This is a genomic window from Hydrotalea sp., from assembly GCF_049968455.1.
Lineage (GTDB): Bacteria > Bacteroidota > Bacteroidia > Chitinophagales > Chitinophagaceae > Hydrotalea.
The window spans coordinates 65,284-80,180 of record NZ_JBMFQT010000011.1; the positions used below are offsets into that span (position 1 = coordinate 65,284).

The following is a 14,897-nucleotide window of genomic DNA, read 5'->3' on the forward strand; positions in this document are numbered from 1 at the left end:
AATTATATGGCTAAAAAGAAATTTGTTGTAGGCTGTTTTGATAATGAGGAAGTTTTATTTCCGGCTGTAAAAAAAGTACGTACTGCTGGATATAAAATAAGAGATGTATATACGCCTTTTCCTGTTCATGGTTTAGACCATGCATTAGGACTGAGAGAAACCAGTTTACATACTGCAGGTTTCATTTACGGTATTACCGGAACTGCTACTGCATTAGGTGGTATAAGCTGGATTTTGACCTACGATTGGCCTTTAAATATTGGTGGTAAGCCACATTTTGCCCTGCCTGCCTGGATACCGATTACTTTCGAGTTAACCGTATTGTTTGCGGCAGTAGGAATGGTATACACCTTCTGTTATTTATGCCAACTAGCTCCTTTTGTAAAAAAACATCACTTCCATCCACGTGCCACTGACGATTTATTTGTAATGGTAATTGAGTGTACTGATAAAACCAATGTTGATGATTTGAAAGGTTTTTTATCGAGTAATGGCGCTATTGAAGTAAATGAACAAATAGCTGAAGAAGGCTGGTGGTGGGGTCGTTATGATAAAGACGACGAAAAAACATTAGAAAAAGAAATAGTTGCTGCTTAAAATAATTATTGAACTGATTTACAATGAAAAAACTATCTATTTTAGTCGTTTTGTTTGCTACAACTGCTGTTTTAATTAGCTGTAGCGATATTAAGCGTAAGCCCAATCGCATTTATATGCCCGATATGTTTTATAGCCGTGCCTATCAAACTTATTCCGATCATAGTAATTTAACAAAAGAAGGAGTATTTTACAATGAAAAGCCAGTTGCAGGTACCATTGCTCGTGGAGAGGATATGCCTTTCCCTTTATCGAAAGATGCACCGGGTGACACAACCAATTATGCAGCTTCAAAACTTATAAAAAGCCCAATTGATAGCTTAACCCAACAACAATACGTAGAAACAGAACGATTGTTTTTAATTAATTGTGCTATTTGTCATGGTCCTAAATTAGATGGCAACGGCCCATTGTATAAAGGAGGCGAAGGCCCTTATCCTGCTAAGCCAGCTCAATTAGTAGGAGACGCTAAATATGAAGCAATGCCTGAAGGCCAAATGTTTTATTCAGTGGAATATGGCAAAAACTTAATGGGAAGTTATGCTTCACAATTAAGCAGACAGCAGCGCTGGCAAATTATTCGTTATATTAAAATGAAACAAGCTGAAGCAAAAGCTAATAGTGCAACGGCTAGCAAATAATGGCAATAACTAATACTGCATCTAACTAACAATAAATGAATTATCATGGCAGAACACACATTAGATTTTAAAGAGCAATTCGAAATTCCTTCAGGCATGAAAAAATGGTCATTAGCCTTAATTATTGTTGGGCTTTTGACATTCCTTATCGGATTGTTTACCAAAGGAACAGGAACGGAAGAAGAGAAAGCTGTATTCTTAGGTACTTTAATGTATAATACTATATTTTGGACCTTGATTTGTAATGCTTCCATGTTCTTTATTTGTGCCACAACATTGGCAATGGGTGGTTGGCAAATGACTTTTAGGCGCGTTGCAGAAGCTATTTCAACATTAGTACCCATATTCGGTGCTATTACACTTGTAATTTTATTTTATGTTATTGCTACAGGCAACCATGAAATTTATCATTGGTTAGATAGCAAACAAGTGGCTGCCGACGAGGTTTTAAAAGGTAAATCAGGTTTCTTAAATGTAAAATTCTTTATTGTTTGGTCAATTTTAGCAGTAGGGTTATGGAGTTTATTAGGTTGGAGAATGCGTAAAATAAGTAGTGAGGCTGATATTGAATCTATGGATTTTAATTCGGGAAGTGCATATGTATGGAAAAATACTGTTACTGCAAGTTTATTTATTGTGTGGTTTGCTTTAACAATTGGTTCAACTTTACCTTGGCTATGGTTAATGAGTATTGATGCACACTGGTACAGCACTTTGTACAGCTGGTATGTATTTGCAAGTTCATTTGTAGCTGGTGTAGCCCTAATTACCTTGTGGGTAATTTATTTAAAAAACAAAGGTTATTTAGAATATACCAATCAAGAACATTTGCATGATTTGGGTAAATTTATTTTTGCATTTTCCATCTTTTGGACTTATTTATGGTTTTCTCAATACATGCTTATTTGGTATTCGAATCAGCCGGAAGAAACCGTTTATTTCAAAGGAAGAGTGCAAGGACCCTTTAAAGGCATCTTTTTCTTAAACATAATTATCAACTTTGTTTGTCCGCTTTTAATTTTGATGAAGCGTTCTTCTAAAAGAAATTATACATTAATGACATTCATGGCTGTATTAATTCTGTTTGGACACTGGATAGATTTTTACCAAATGGTAATGCCCGGCATTAGTAAAGAGCATGTTTCTTTAAGTTGGTTTGATTTTGGAATATTGGCCTTATTCGTTGGTTTAATGATACATTTTGTTGGAAGAGCTTTGGCATCAAAACCATTAATAGCCAAATACAATCCTTTCTTAAAAGAAAGTATTGTGCACCATACATAAAATTGAACTTTGTTTTGAAATTGAATGAAATTTTAATTGTAGTGTTATGACTATGTTTTTAACGATAGCAGTAATTGTTTTGTTTTTCTTGGTAATTTTTCAAATTGCCAAAGCCAGCGAATATGTTGGTATATTGAAAGGTGAAAAGGAGTCTAGGAAACAAGCCAACAAGATCAATGGCTTTTTCATGATAGCCTTTTTAGTACTGGGCCTTATAGGATTATATTGGTGTAACGAGTTATTGTTCAAAAAAACATTACTGGTTCATCCTTCTGCTAGTGTTCAGGGTGAAAAGGTAGATTCAATTCTATGGCTTACACTAATAATAACCGGAGCAGTTTTTTTGGCTACTCAAATATTGTTATTTTGGTTTTCCTTCCGTTATCAAGAAAAAGAAAACAATAAATCATATTTCTTTCCACATAATAGTAAATTAGAATTTATTTGGACAGTAGTTCCGGCTATCGTTTTAACCATTCTTATTATTATTGGCTTACGCGATTGGTTTTATTTTACCGGCGATGCTCCTAAAAATGCAATGCAGGTTGAAATTACCGGAAAACAATTTGGATGGATATTCAGATATCCGGGCGCTGATGGTATTTTAGGAAAGAAATACTATAAAGAAATTGATCCAGCTACCAATTCCTTAGGTTTAGTTTGGAAAAATGATCCTACCTATAATTTAAAAGATGATCCAGCTACCCACGATGATATCGTAATGGAGCAAACCTTGTATTTAGTTAAAGATAAACCTGTTAAATTCATTATTGGATCAAGAGATGTAATACATGATGTGGGCTTGCCTCAGTTTCGTTTAAAAATGGATGCTGTACCGGGTATACCTACTACCATGTGGTTAACACCTAAATATACTACAGATGAAATGCGTAAAATAACTAATAATCCCAATTTTGATTATGAGATTGCTTGTGATCAATTATGTGGCAATGGCCATTACTCAATGAAAGGGATTATAAAAGTTGTAACGCAAGAAGAATTTGATATTTGGATGGCTAAACAAAAACCTTATTATTATTTGGCTTTCCCTGACCAAGACCCAGATAATAAAAAGGCTACAGATAGTACTGCTAAGCAACCAACCATGGCTGCAAGTAAAATTTTAAATAAAGCAGTTGCCAAAAATTAACTATTTTATAAACCGAACTGTTTGATTTGTTGTTAAAGAAGAACTTTTAAAATTATAAAGTTATGAGTAACGAAATTGCATTGGGGGCAGGTGCCGGACTAACGACCGAATTGGCACACGAACATCATGAACATCATGACCACCATCAGTCATTTTTAACCAAATATGTATTTAGTACTGACCATAAAATGATTTCTAAGCAATTCCTGATAACAGGTATTGTTTGGGCATTTATTGGTGGATTGATGAGTGTGTTGTTCCGTTTACAACTAGGATATCCTGATGCGCATTTTTATTGGTTACAAGATGTATTAGGTAAATTCTGGGTAGACGATGGTCGCATAACACCTCAAGCCTATTATGCATTGGTTACTATTCACGGAACTGTAATGATCTTCTTCGTACTTACAGCCGGATTAAGTGGAACCTTCGCCAATTTCTTAATTCCTTTGCAAATTGGAGCTCGTGATATGGCCTCTCCATTTATGAATATGCTTTCCTACTGGTTTTTTGCTGCCGGTGGTTTGGTAATGCTTTCTTCTTTATTTGTACAAACTGGTCCGTTCAGTGGTGGATGGGTTGCTTATGCACCTTTAAGTGCAGTTCGTGATGCTTCACCAGGTTCAAAAACCGGTATGGATTTATGGTTAATTGCCATGATTTTATTTGTGGTTTCTTCATTAATGGGCGGATTGAACTATGTGGCTACAGTATTAAATATGCGTACTAAAGGTATGAGTATGACGCGCCTTCCTTTAAGTATTTGGGCTTTATTCTTTACTGCTGTTATCGGTATTCTTTCTTTCCCTGTATTGTTCTCTGGCTTTATTTTGTTAATATTCGATAGAAATTTCGGTACCAGTTTCTACTTGTCTGATATTTACATAAATGGTGTAGGTGCATTACCTAATGAAGGCGGTACAGCCATTCTATATCAACACTTGTTTTGGTTCTTAGGTCATCCTGAAGTATATATTGTATTATTACCTGCTATGGGTATGGCTTCAGAAATTATGTCGGTAAATTCAAGAAAACCAATTTTTGGTTACATGGCAATGATTGGTTCTTTATTTGCCATTTGTATTCTTTCCTTCATGGTATGGGCACACCACATGTTTGTATCTGGTTTAAATCCTTTTGTTGGCTCTATATTTGTTTTACTTACTTTATTAATCGCTGTTCCTTCGTCTATTAAAGTATTTAACTGGTTAACAACTTTATGGCGCGGTAATATTCGCTTTACACCAGGTATGTTATTTACCATTGGTTTCGTAAGCTTATTTATTTCAGGTGGCTTAACAGGTATTTGGCTTGGTAATTCAGCTATTGATATTCACCTGCATGATACCTATTTCGTTATTGCACACTTTCACTTAGTAATGGGTGTGGCTTCTATGTTCGGTATGTTTGCCGGAATTTACCACTGGTTCCCCAAAATGTATGGTCGCTACATGAATAATACTCTGGCTTATATCCATTTTTGGATTACATTGGTTGGTGCCTATTTAATTTTCTGGCCCATGCACTACGAGGGATTAGCAGGTATGCCACGTCGTTATTACGATTACAGCAGCTGGGAAAGCTTTAAACAATTTGCAGAATTAAATCGCTTTATCAGTACCGTTGTAATTATCACTTTTGCTACTCAAATTCTGTTTATTTTCAACTTCTTCTATTCTATATTCAAAGGAAGAGTGGTTAAAGATAAAAATCCATGGGGTGCAACTACATTAGAATGGACTACGCCGATTAGACCTGGACATGGTAACTGGGAAGGAGAAATTCCTGAAGTACATCGTTGGGCTTATGACTACAATAAGGATGGTAGAGAGTTTATTCCTCAAACCGAGCCTATTGGTGCCGATGAAACGGAGCATCATTAATTATTTAACCAATGTGAAGTATATATCTCAGCTTCACTTAAAATAGGTGCAATGCCCTGAGATATCAGGGCATTGATTTTTAGTAAAATGAACATGACAAAAACCATTGATACTTCTTCTTCTGTTTCTTTTGCCATTGTAGCGAAAGTGAAGGATTATTTTCAGTTAATGAAATTTACCCTAAGCTTTACTGTGGTTTTTTCATGTGTTATTTGCTATTTAATGGCACCAAAAGTGGTAGAGTATAATTGGTTAATGATTATTCTACTTTTTATAGCCGGTTTGCTAATTACAGGTAGTGCCAATGCCATTAATCAGGCTGTTGAAAAGGATACAGACGCCGTAATGAAACGTACGGCAAAACGACCAGTGGCCAGTGGTCGTATGAGTGCGGAAGAAGCTTTTTACTTTGCCGCCATTACTGGCATTATTGGTGTATTAATGATGTGGTATTTTTTCAATTTGTCTTCAGCCCTATTATCAGCATTTAGTTTGTTTTTGTATGCCTTTATATACACCCCATTAAAAAAAATTAATTCTATAGCAGTATTAATTGGAGGCGTGCCGGGTGCATTACCTTGTTTAATTGGCTGGGTTGCAGGGCAAGACAACTTTTCAGCAGGAGGATGGGTATTATTTGCTATTCAATTTTTATGGCAGTTTCCACATTTTTGGGCAATTGCCTGGGTAGCTCATAATGACTATTCAAAAGCCGGATTTAAATTATTACCCAATGAAACGGGGCCTACAAAATTTACTGCCTTACAAACAATAATGTACAGTGTTTTAATGGTGCCTGTAGGGTTATTGCCTGCTTATTTAAACATGAGCGGGCAGGTAAGTATGTGGATATTGTTGGCTTGTAATCTTTTCATGGTTATTCAATCCATTCGTTTATATAAAGAAATGACTGTAAAAGCTGCGCGTAGAGTAATGTTTAGCAGCTACATTTATTTGCCCATTGTATTATTTGCTTTATTAGCCAATAAAATACCTGGGGTTTAATATTTAAAACAATTTTTTTAAATAGAAAGTAATGATGGCAGTAACAGAAACAACGAACAAAAGCAAGAAAATTCATCCACATAAATTTTTATTGTGGATTAGTATTGGAAGCATTTGTATGATGTTTGCAGGCCTTACCAGTGCATATATTGTAAAGCGTAATCAAGCTAATTGGGAAGAAGTTCCTTTGTCGCCCATATTTCTTTATTCAACCATAGTAATTCTTATTAGCAGCCTTACTATGTATTTATCCTACAAAGCATTTAAAAGTAGGGAAATGCAACAGTATAAAAGACTAATAACAGTGACTGCGGCATTGGGAGTGCTTTTTGCTGTATTGCAATATTTGGGTTTTAGAGCCATGGCCAATCATGGAATTTTGTTATTAGGACCCGGAAGTAATGCTGCTGCATCATTTTTGGTGGTAATTATTGGTTTACACGTAGTGCATGTATTGGGAGGTGTTGTTGCGCTTTTGGTTACTTTTTTCCGAGCATTTCGTACTCGTGTAAAATCATATAGCACTATGCCTATAGAACTGGTAAGTACTTATTGGCATTTTGTAGATATACTTTGGATTTATTTATATTTATTTCTATATTTTTCCAGATAAGTAGTTTAAAAATTATGCACTTTATGCATTTTTTTTAAACATTAGCTAATAAATTTGCGAACGTAATTAATGAACCAACATGTCAACAACAACAGCAACTGCAACAACTAAATGGTGGAGTGGCGGAAGAAGCCCCTTCAATGTAGAGTACGGAAAAATAATGATGTGGTATTTTTTAATGAGTGATGCATTTACTTTTGGTGCATTGCTTATATCTTACGGTACCACTCGTTTTGCTACACAAGGCTGGCCCGACCCAAACCATGTGTTTAATTCGTTTCCCGGCTTAGGCAGTGGGTATCCGCTATTATTTGTAAGCTTAATGACATTTATTTTGATTTTAAGTTCTGTAACTATGGTATTAGCTGTGCAGGCTGGTCAAAATATGAATAAACGTGCGGTGGTATCAAACTTAATTTTTACCATCATTGGTGGTTTGGCTTTCTTGGGTTGTCAAGCTTGGGAATGGACGCACTTGCATCATGAAGGTGCTTGGTGGGGCCGTAATCCATTCTTAAATGCAGATGGAACACAATCTACAACTAACTTTACAAACTTCTTTTTTACTATTACCGGCTTTCACGGATTTCATGTATTTAGTGGTGTTGTTATCAATGTAATAATGCTTATTATGACTTTAAACAATACCTTTGAAAAGCGTGGTCATTATTTAATGATTGAAAAAGCAGGATTATACTGGCACTTTGTAGATTTAGTGTGGGTATTTGTATTCACCTGTTTTTATTTGGTTTAAAGTATAATTCATTGGGTTATTTAACAGTCAATCACTATCTAAAATATTTTATATGCAAGATTTAAGGGTATTAGACGATGCACATGCAAAAGCTGCTCGTAAAGAGGTTTATAGGGTTACTATTATATTAAGTATATTAACCGTTGTTGAATTGGCTTTAGGTTTTTCCATGGTGAATATGTCAGAACAAAGTTTTTCAAGACATTTAATAAAAGGTATCATTTTGATATTAATGTTGGCTAAAGCCTTTTACATAGTTGCTTATTTTATGCACTTAAAGCATGAATTAAGAAATATGATTATGACTATTGTGTTGCCATTGGGCTTATTTGTTTGGTTTATAATTGCGTTTTTAGCAGATGGTAATTCCTTCCGTGAGTTGAGAAATAAATATGCTCCTTATGATCAGGAGAGCAATATACCTGTAAAACAAAATCAGCACAGTGAACAAGAAAAAGGTACTATTGAACTGAAAAAAGCAGTAGAATAGTAGAGTAATAGCATTATATTTTTTGTTATACTTTTAACAAGTGTTTTAGCAACCATTGTAATATTACAATGGTTGTTTTAATTTACAATACTAAATTTGCAGGATGAATAAGAAGGCCATATTGGCGCTATTAATTGCAATTTTAATTCCCGTAGTTAGTTATGTGTTATTAAAGTCATATAGCGATAAAGCAACTATTATGCCGCGTAAATTGCTGCTTGATAGTGTAAGTACCCGTATTGTTAAAGGGAAAGAGGTAACAGACAGTTTTTGGCATCGTACAGCAAATATTACATTGGTGAATCAGTTGGGTGATACCGTTAGTTTGTACGATAGGCCCGGCAAAATAATTGTAATGGATTTCTTTTTTACGCGTTGCCCTAATCCATGCCCTACATTGACACGCAATATGCGCAAATTGCAACAATCATTTTCAAATTATGAACAAGGTAGACGAGTGGTAGATTCTTCTATTGTGCAATTCATATCATTTTCTGTAGATCCTGATAGAGATAGTGTAGCAGCATTAAAAGCTTATGCTAATCAATATGGTGTTAATCCCGACAATTGGTGGATGCTCACCGGCCCCAAAAAAACTATTTACGATTTTGCTTTTAATGAATTAAAGATTGCATTAATTGATGGCCACAATGTAGATACTGCATTTTTACATACTCCCTCATTTATACTTTTAGATAGAAATTATGTAGTACGTGGTTTGTATGATGGAAGAGACTCTGTTGAATTAAGCAAACTTGCTCGTGATGTTGGGTTATTAATGTTGGAAAAAGACAAAGGAGAAAAAAGTGAGGTATTTGCCTCCATTGTTGCTTTAAAGTGGTTATGGGTAATTATCGTGTTACTAATTATTGGCTTCATCTTTATTTTAACACGTAAGCCTGGTCAAATACCTAAACAAAATAATTAATTGGTTGTTATTTCAAATTCAAATCCCTGTTTAATTTTTATGTTAACTGCAGTTATAAAGAAAAATGATACACAAGCTAAATGGCTTATTGGTATTTTTTCGTTTGTTGTTTTTACTGTGATCATCATATTAAGTAATTTCAAACTGAATTTGAATCTTGGTTTTAACGTACACATATTTGCCACCTTTAATGCCATAATTAATACCATCATAGCAATACTATTAGTAGTTGCATTAATTGCGGTTAAAAGTAAAAAATATGCCTTACATAAAAATTTAATGCTTTTAGCGTTGATCTTTTCTATTTTGTTTTTGGTGAGTTATATTGCTCATCATTTATTGGCCGGCGAAACTAAATTTGGTGGAACAGGCACCATTAAAGTAATTTATTTAATTATTTTATTTACCCATATATTTTTAGCAGCAATTATTTTACCCTTTATATTATTTACTGCTTACAGAGCGTTAACTGCTGAATTTTCTTTACACAAAAAAATTGCTCGGTACACTTGGCCATTGTGGATGTATGTGGCTATTACTGGTCCTATTGTTTACTTATTTATAAGCCCTTATTATAAATAGTAGTTTATAACTTATTCAATGGCCAATTCTTTTGAAGGATCCCAAAATATAGTGTTGAAACTCACAATGCAATCATTATGTATGGTAATACCTTCCAATTCCAGTAATTCTTGCATTTGATTAGGGGTTTCGAAATGAGCTTTTCCGCTTAGTTGCCCATTTCTGTTAACCACACGATGAGCCGGTACATTTGGTAAATGATGTGCATTATTTAAAGCCCAACCCACCATTCTGGCACTCATTTTGGTTCCTAAAAATTTAGCAATGGCACCATAACTGGTAACCCTTCCAAATGGAATTAAGGCTACTACAGCATACACTTGTTCAAAAAACGAAGCATCTTTTTTACCGCTGGGTAATATTTTTTTAATGGGAGCCATCACTAATTAGGAAGCTTTGAGAGAATTACTGGAGGATTCATTATTAGATGCTTCTAATAAATTCGAACGCTTGGGTTCAGGAACATTTTCATAGTCATATGGGCAATGCCGACACCCATATCCGCAACAATATCCTTTTTCCAGATGAAATTTTTCGGTTAATACCATAAAGCCTTGTTCATCGTAATAAAAATCAACTCCTTCAATCAGTGCCATGTAATTCAATTAATTTTTTTAATTCAACATCTTTTTCTATTGGCAATGTATGGTTTAGCTTAAACGCCAAAAAATGAATACGGTTACTTTGTGCAATATCTAATTGTTCATAATGGGTTTTTATAGTATGCTCGGGTAATAAATTCGGATCGGCATATAAGTTATCATAATCTTGTAACAATTCTAAACCAAATAGGTTGATAACAGTTTTTGTAAATTGGTACATGTTAGGACTATCTGTTTTTAAATGTACCACTCCATTCGGTTGCAAAATTTGTTGATATAATCGTAAAAAACGAGGATGGGTTAAACGTTTTTTTGCTTTTGACAATCGCAGTTGAGGATCGGGAAAAGTAATCCAAATGGCAGCAACGCTATTAGGTAAAAAATATTGTTGAATTTGTTCAATAGGGGTTCTTAAAAAAGCAACATTATGCAACCCTTCATTCAAAGCGGTGAGTGCACCCCGCCAAATTCGGTTACCTTTAATATCAACGCCAATATGATTGTTTTCAGAGTGAAGCCTCGCCAGTCCCACGGTATATTCACCTTTACCACAAGCTAATTCCAATACCAACGGGTGCTGATTATTGAAGTGTGTGACCCATTTGTGAGCCATATTTTCAGGCATTTCAAACACATTGGGAAAGGTTTTAATTTCCTGAAATCGTTGTAATTTTTTATGTGCCATGTTATACAACAAAAATAACGTGCTGTATTGAAATTGTATTAAACTACATTAAAAAATATGAGTCTTATTGCAATTGCTCTGTAGAAAGCAGACTTTTACTGTTTTAAATTAATAGCTAAGTATGCATGCTAATTTTAGTGAACCTATAAAACCGGCTTTTTTATTTTCGGATAATTCATCGGTTAAAAGTAATATTAATGTTAAGCCTTTTGTTATATGGTTAACAGGATTAAGTGGTGCAGGAAAAACAACTTTAGCTAATGAATGTAGCAGATTACTTAAACTTTATGAAATATCTGTAGTTGTGTTAGATGGAGATGTGGTAAGAAAAGGATTATGTAATGATTTAGGTTATTCGCAAAAAGACAGGGATGAAAATATAAGACGTATAGCAGAAGTTGCCAAAATATTAGTGCAATCCGGTATTGTTGTCATTGTAGCTTCAATTGCGCCACTAGAAACAGAAAGACAATTGGCCGCTCAAATTGTTGGGAATGACTTATTTATTGAAGTGTATGTACATGCTACAATTGAAACTTGTATGAAACGAGATCCGAAAGGCTTATACAAAAAAGCATTGGCGGGTGAAATAAAAAATTTTACAGGTATTGATGCTCCTTATGATATACCGAAACAACCTGATGCTCAAATAAATACAGAGCAAATTTCAGTGAATGAAGCCGGAGTAATGCTATTACAATTTTTAGAAAAAAATAAATGGATAAAGAATGGCTTTACTGCATAAAAAAGTGACGGTGCGTTGGTTGTTGGTAATAATATGGCTAGGTGTTTTAATTACTGTAGTTTTTGGTGCTTTGGTTAGGCATCAGTTATTGGGAGGTAAAAAATTAGGTGTTGTGGGTGTGTGGGCAGTAAAAGTAGCAGCATATCCTAAAGAAGTGAAAGATGCAGTTCAAGATTTATTTGGGTTTAATCAGCAAATTCTTCCAAATAAAAATACCAACATTAAAGGCTTGGTATATTTTATCCCTCAAAAAGATACTGCTGCTTTATTAACAACAGTATATAATCCCCAATACAGTCAAACAGCCATTCAACTCATTAATTTAAATAATGGAACTATTGTGCATCAATGGCTGCCTCCTTTAAAAGCAATTCGTTCAGCTACACATAATCAAAATCCTTTTTTTTATTCTAACATTCTAAATGCAACCAGAGCCCGTGCATTGCACCCATTACTATTACCCGATGGAAGTGTAATAGCAAAAATTAATGAAGGCCCTTTGTTTAGGTTAGATACCAATAACCATTTATTGTGGTTGATTGATGGAGTGTTTCACCATTCAACCGAAATAGATGCTGATGGAAATATTTGGACACCTACTGTTTTGGACACCTCTTTTATACCGGAATCATTAGCCAATAAAAACAGAAATGATGCCATTGCTTGTATTTCGCCACAGGGAAAAGTATTATTGAAAGAATCGGTTGCACAGATATTAATGGATAATGGTTATAAAGCTTTGTTGTTGGGGACATCGGAAATTGAAGAAGATCCTTTGCACTTAAATGAAATTAAGCCGGCATTATATAGCAGCAAATATTGGCAAAAAGGCGATTTGCTGATTAGCCTTCGCCATAAAAGTACCGTGTTTTTATACCGACTATCTACACACAAAATTATTTGGTTAAAAACCGGCCCTTGGTTAAATCAGCATTGCCCCGATTTTGTTGACAGTACTCACATTAGTGTATTTGGCAACAATATTATTAGAACATTTGCTTTAGGCGGCGATAAGCTATTTAAAAAAAACAATGAAGTGTATTTGTACAACTTTGCTAATGATAGTATTACAAAACCCTTTTCAAAAGTATTCAGCGAAAAAAGTATTGGAACATTAACGGAAGGAAGAGCAAAAATTTTACCTAACGGTACTGCCTTTGTGGAAGAAACCAATTTTGGCAGAGCATTTCGTGTAAGCCCTACTAATGTTCTTTGGGAATTCAAATATCCAATTGATGACACACATATCAGTATGTTATCGTGGGGGCGTTATCTGTTTAAAAAAGGCGAAGGAAAATATAACTATTGTGAAAACTAAATTTTAGGCATATGCTTAACTACATTGGGCCGGGTATGGACGGCGGAGCATTATCGGTAATAATTGGAATTTTAATATCCTTTTTTATGGCATTGTTTGCTATTGTTTGGTATCCTATAAAACGCCTGATTAAGAAATTCAAAGGGAAATCTAACACCGATAACACAACCCATACAACCACTAAATGAACGATTTTGTATTATTCCTATGGTTTATTGGGCTGTATGCAGCTGCTGAACAATTTCCTTTTGCTCGTTACTTAAAATCTTCTATTCGTTGTTATTCAAAACTTTTTACGGTTTTTGTAAGGTTTGCTAAATGTTCAGATAATTATAAGCAACAATTTATTTTAGGGTATGCTATTCGTTTATTTAAAAATAGCCTTATCCTGCTTTTGTTATTGACAATATTATTAGGTGCCTTTTTGCTTATATTAATGGCTATCAATCAAATTTTTCCCTCTATTCATTGGTTTGCGTATCTCATTAGTTTACGCGCATTTGTAGTTTCAATTATTGCATTCATTGTTTATTATCTAGCTAAAAAAATGTATGTACGACTTCAACTATTCGCTTAGTAGCAAAATATTACATCAAATAGCATTGGGCAATAAAAGCGTAATGGAATTAAGTTTTGATTGGGAAACTGCATTTCAAAAAAATAAATTCGCAAATACTGAAAATGCTGTTATTGTAACAGGCCTTGCACGTAGTGGCACTACCATACTAATGCGTGCACTATATGAAACGGAAAGTTTTACCTGCTTAACCTATAACGATATGCCATTTGTGTTAATGCCGGGAGTATGGAGTAAAATGAAAGTTCAAAAAAACAAAACTGTTGAAGAAAAAGAGAGAGCGCATGCTGATGGAATTATGGTTAGTATTAACAGTCCGGAGGCTTTTGAAGAAATTTTTTGGAAATGTTTTTGTGGGAATGATTATATCCGGAAAAGTTTTTTAGTGCCACATGAACCCAATAATGAAGTGCTTCAAAAATTTCAGTTGTTCATAAAACATGTATTATTAAATTCCAATACTACCAATACTGCTAAACGTTATTTATCAAAAAATAATAATCAATTATTGCGATTGCCGGCGCTAATGGCAAATATGCCACAAGCAACATTTGTTATTCCTTTTCGGTTGCCGGTTGCACATGCCTTTTCTTTATTAAAGCAGCACAAGCATTTTACCCAAATGCAAAAGCAAAATGCCTTTGTGTTAAAATACATGAATTGGTTGGGGCATTATGAATTTGGTTTAGGTCATAAACCATTTATTTGGAATGAACATCAATACAATATTTTGCAACAGCATTCCATTGAAGATATTAATTACTGGCTGTATTGTTGGAAAAACTATTATGAACAAGTTTTAAGCTTAGTAGGGAATAATGCTGTGCCCATTTGTTATGAAGATTTATCTATCCATAATGCCGAGCAATTTCAACACTTATTAAAGCGAATAGAAATCCCAATAAAACAATCAACACTTATATTTAAAAATGCTAATTTTCCTGTTAAAGAAAAAATTGATGATAGTTTATTAAAAGCATGTATGTTTGTCTATGAAGCACTGCGGGACAAAGCCATGCAGGCATGTAAATAAATGTAACGAT

At 34.3% G+C, this 14,897-nt stretch carries 18 protein-coding genes; 15 read left to right on the top strand and 3 right to left on the bottom strand.

Annotated features, from left to right (window positions below; translation table 11 throughout):
* Window positions 1–6 precede the first annotated feature (6 nt).
* The 11 genes from ACP5P5_RS09320 (at window position 7) to ACP5P5_RS09370 (ending at window position 9,927) form a co-directional block, all read left to right on the top strand.
* Window positions 7–597 carry a DUF3341 domain-containing protein gene (locus ACP5P5_RS09320; RefSeq protein ID WP_428285834.1) on the top strand — a complete coding sequence of 197 codons (591 nt, stop codon included), beginning with the start codon at window positions 7–9 and terminating at the stop codon, window positions 595–597.
* 23 nt (window positions 598–620) lie between these two features.
* Window positions 621–1,238 carry a c-type cytochrome gene (locus ACP5P5_RS09325; protein ID WP_428285835.1) on the top strand — a complete coding sequence of 206 codons (618 nt, stop codon included), beginning with the start codon at window positions 621–623 and terminating at the stop codon, window positions 1,236–1,238.
* A 45-nt stretch (window positions 1,239–1,283) separates the two neighbouring features.
* Window positions 1,284–2,522, top strand: coding sequence for a quinol:cytochrome C oxidoreductase (locus ACP5P5_RS09330; RefSeq protein ID WP_428285836.1), 1,239 nt, complete (start codon window positions 1,284–1,286; stop codon window positions 2,520–2,522).
* Between the two features lie 46 nt (window positions 2,523–2,568).
* Entirely contained in the window at window positions 2,569–3,672 is a 1,104-nt protein-coding gene (locus tag ACP5P5_RS09335) for a cytochrome c oxidase subunit II (RefSeq protein ID WP_428285837.1), read from the top strand.
* A gap of 62 nt (window positions 3,673–3,734) precedes the next feature.
* A complete protein-coding gene (locus ACP5P5_RS09340) occupies window positions 3,735–5,555 on the top strand; it encodes a cytochrome c oxidase subunit I (RefSeq protein WP_428285838.1) in 1,821 nt (606 codons plus the stop codon).
* Window positions 5,556–5,648: 93 nt separating this feature from the next.
* Window positions 5,649–6,560, top strand: coding sequence for a heme o synthase (gene cyoE / locus ACP5P5_RS09345; RefSeq protein ID WP_428285839.1), 912 nt, complete (start codon window positions 5,649–5,651; stop codon window positions 6,558–6,560).
* A gap of 31 nt (window positions 6,561–6,591) precedes the next feature.
* The gene (locus ACP5P5_RS09350) at window positions 6,592–7,173 is read left to right on the top strand and encodes a cytochrome c oxidase subunit 3 (protein WP_428285840.1); all 582 of its coding nucleotides are present in this window, start codon (window positions 6,592–6,594) and stop codon (window positions 7,171–7,173) included.
* A 79-nt stretch (window positions 7,174–7,252) separates the two neighbouring features.
* The gene (locus ACP5P5_RS09355; RefSeq protein ID WP_428285841.1) at window positions 7,253–7,927 is read left to right on the top strand and encodes a cytochrome c oxidase subunit 3; all 675 of its coding nucleotides are present in this window, start codon (window positions 7,253–7,255) and stop codon (window positions 7,925–7,927) included.
* 52 nt (window positions 7,928–7,979) lie between these two features.
* Window positions 7,980–8,417 carry a cytochrome C oxidase subunit IV family protein gene (locus ACP5P5_RS09360; protein WP_428285842.1) on the top strand — a complete coding sequence of 146 codons (438 nt, stop codon included), beginning with the start codon at window positions 7,980–7,982 and terminating at the stop codon, window positions 8,415–8,417.
* A gap of 103 nt (window positions 8,418–8,520) precedes the next feature.
* A complete protein-coding gene (locus ACP5P5_RS09365) occupies window positions 8,521–9,345 on the top strand; it encodes an SCO family protein (protein ID WP_428285843.1) in 825 nt (274 codons plus the stop codon).
* A gap of 39 nt (window positions 9,346–9,384) precedes the next feature.
* Window positions 9,385–9,927, top strand: a complete 543-nt coding sequence (locus tag ACP5P5_RS09370; RefSeq protein WP_428285844.1) for a DUF420 domain-containing protein — start codon at window positions 9,385–9,387, stop codon at window positions 9,925–9,927.
* A gap of 11 nt (window positions 9,928–9,938) precedes the next feature.
* Here the strand turns inward: ACP5P5_RS09370 and ACP5P5_RS09375 are convergent, their stop codons facing one another.
* From ACP5P5_RS09375 to trmB, 3 genes are read right to left on the bottom strand one after another with little or no spacing between them, the layout of a single operon-like run.
* On the bottom strand, window positions 9,939–10,307 hold the full coding sequence (locus ACP5P5_RS09375; RefSeq protein WP_428285845.1) for an MGMT family protein: 369 nt from the start codon (window positions 10,305–10,307) through the stop codon (window positions 9,939–9,941).
* A 6-nt stretch (window positions 10,308–10,313) separates the two neighbouring features.
* Window positions 10,314–10,523 carry a DUF5522 domain-containing protein gene (locus ACP5P5_RS09380; RefSeq protein WP_428285846.1) on the bottom strand — a complete coding sequence of 70 codons (210 nt, stop codon included), beginning with the start codon at window positions 10,521–10,523 and terminating at the stop codon, window positions 10,314–10,316.
* Window positions 10,510–11,214, bottom strand: a complete 705-nt coding sequence (trmB, locus tag ACP5P5_RS09385; protein ID WP_428285847.1) for a tRNA (guanosine(46)-N7)-methyltransferase TrmB — start codon at window positions 11,212–11,214, stop codon at window positions 10,510–10,512. Before trmB ends, ACP5P5_RS09380 begins: the two co-directional genes overlap by 14 nt.
* Before the next feature lie 121 nt (window positions 11,215–11,335).
* Between trmB and cysC the strand changes: the two genes are divergently transcribed.
* The 4 genes from cysC to ACP5P5_RS09405 all read left to right on the top strand — a co-directional run bounded on the left by cysC (window position 11,336) and on the right by ACP5P5_RS09405 (window position 14,887).
* Window positions 11,336–11,959, top strand: coding sequence for an adenylyl-sulfate kinase (cysC, locus tag ACP5P5_RS09390; RefSeq protein ID WP_428285848.1), 624 nt, complete (start codon window positions 11,336–11,338; stop codon window positions 11,957–11,959).
* A complete protein-coding gene (locus ACP5P5_RS09395) occupies window positions 11,943–13,277 on the top strand; it encodes an arylsulfotransferase family protein (RefSeq protein WP_428285849.1) in 1,335 nt (444 codons plus the stop codon). The genes cysC and ACP5P5_RS09395 overlap by 17 nt, the downstream gene beginning before the upstream one ends.
* A gap of 11 nt (window positions 13,278–13,288) precedes the next feature.
* Entirely contained in the window at window positions 13,289–13,465 is a 177-nt protein-coding gene (locus ACP5P5_RS09400) for a hypothetical protein (RefSeq protein WP_170120430.1), read from the top strand.
* Between the two features lie 363 nt (window positions 13,466–13,828).
* Window positions 13,829–14,887 (top strand): sulfotransferase, encoded by a 1,059-nt coding sequence (locus tag ACP5P5_RS09405; RefSeq protein WP_428285850.1) that lies wholly within the window; start codon window positions 13,829–13,831, stop codon window positions 14,885–14,887.
* The last annotated feature ends 10 nt before the right edge of the window (window positions 14,888–14,897 follow it).

Bases quoted from the DNA above. Each gene is read 5' to 3' on its own strand.
- ACP5P5_RS09320 (WP_428285834.1), top strand. From the start codon at position 7: ATGGCTAAAAAGAAATTTGTTGTAGGCTGTTTTGATAATGAGGAAGTT.
- ACP5P5_RS09325 (WP_428285835.1), top strand. From the start codon at position 621: ATGAAAAAACTATCTATTTTAGTCGTTTTGTTTGCTACAACTGCTGTT.
- ACP5P5_RS09330 (WP_428285836.1), top strand. From the start codon at position 1,284: ATGGCAGAACACACATTAGATTTTAAAGAGCAATTCGAAATTCCTTCA.
- ACP5P5_RS09335 (WP_428285837.1), top strand. From the start codon at position 2,569: ATGACTATGTTTTTAACGATAGCAGTAATTGTTTTGTTTTTCTTGGTA.
- ACP5P5_RS09340 (WP_428285838.1), top strand. From the start codon at position 3,735: ATGAGTAACGAAATTGCATTGGGGGCAGGTGCCGGACTAACGACCGAA.
- cyoE (WP_428285839.1), top strand. From the start codon at position 5,649: ATGACAAAAACCATTGATACTTCTTCTTCTGTTTCTTTTGCCATTGTA.
- ACP5P5_RS09350 (WP_428285840.1), top strand. From the start codon at position 6,592: ATGATGGCAGTAACAGAAACAACGAACAAAAGCAAGAAAATTCATCCA.
- ACP5P5_RS09355 (WP_428285841.1), top strand. From the start codon at position 7,253: ATGTCAACAACAACAGCAACTGCAACAACTAAATGGTGGAGTGGCGGA.
- ACP5P5_RS09360 (WP_428285842.1), top strand. From the start codon at position 7,980: ATGCAAGATTTAAGGGTATTAGACGATGCACATGCAAAAGCTGCTCGT.
- ACP5P5_RS09365 (WP_428285843.1), top strand. From the start codon at position 8,521: ATGAATAAGAAGGCCATATTGGCGCTATTAATTGCAATTTTAATTCCC.
- ACP5P5_RS09370 (WP_428285844.1), top strand. From the start codon at position 9,385: ATGTTAACTGCAGTTATAAAGAAAAATGATACACAAGCTAAATGGCTT.
- ACP5P5_RS09375 (WP_428285845.1), bottom strand. From the start codon at position 10,307: ATGGCTCCCATTAAAAAAATATTACCCAGCGGTAAAAAAGATGCTTCG.
- ACP5P5_RS09380 (WP_428285846.1), bottom strand. From the start codon at position 10,523: ATGGCACTGATTGAAGGAGTTGATTTTTATTACGATGAACAAGGCTTT.
- trmB (WP_428285847.1), bottom strand. From the start codon at position 11,214: ATGGCACATAAAAAATTACAACGATTTCAGGAAATTAAAACCTTTCCC.
- cysC (WP_428285848.1), top strand. From the start codon at position 11,336: ATGCATGCTAATTTTAGTGAACCTATAAAACCGGCTTTTTTATTTTCG.
- ACP5P5_RS09395 (WP_428285849.1), top strand. From the start codon at position 11,943: ATGGCTTTACTGCATAAAAAAGTGACGGTGCGTTGGTTGTTGGTAATA.
- ACP5P5_RS09400 (WP_170120430.1), top strand. From the start codon at position 13,289: ATGCTTAACTACATTGGGCCGGGTATGGACGGCGGAGCATTATCGGTA.
- ACP5P5_RS09405 (WP_428285850.1), top strand. From the start codon at position 13,829: ATGTACGACTTCAACTATTCGCTTAGTAGCAAAATATTACATCAAATA.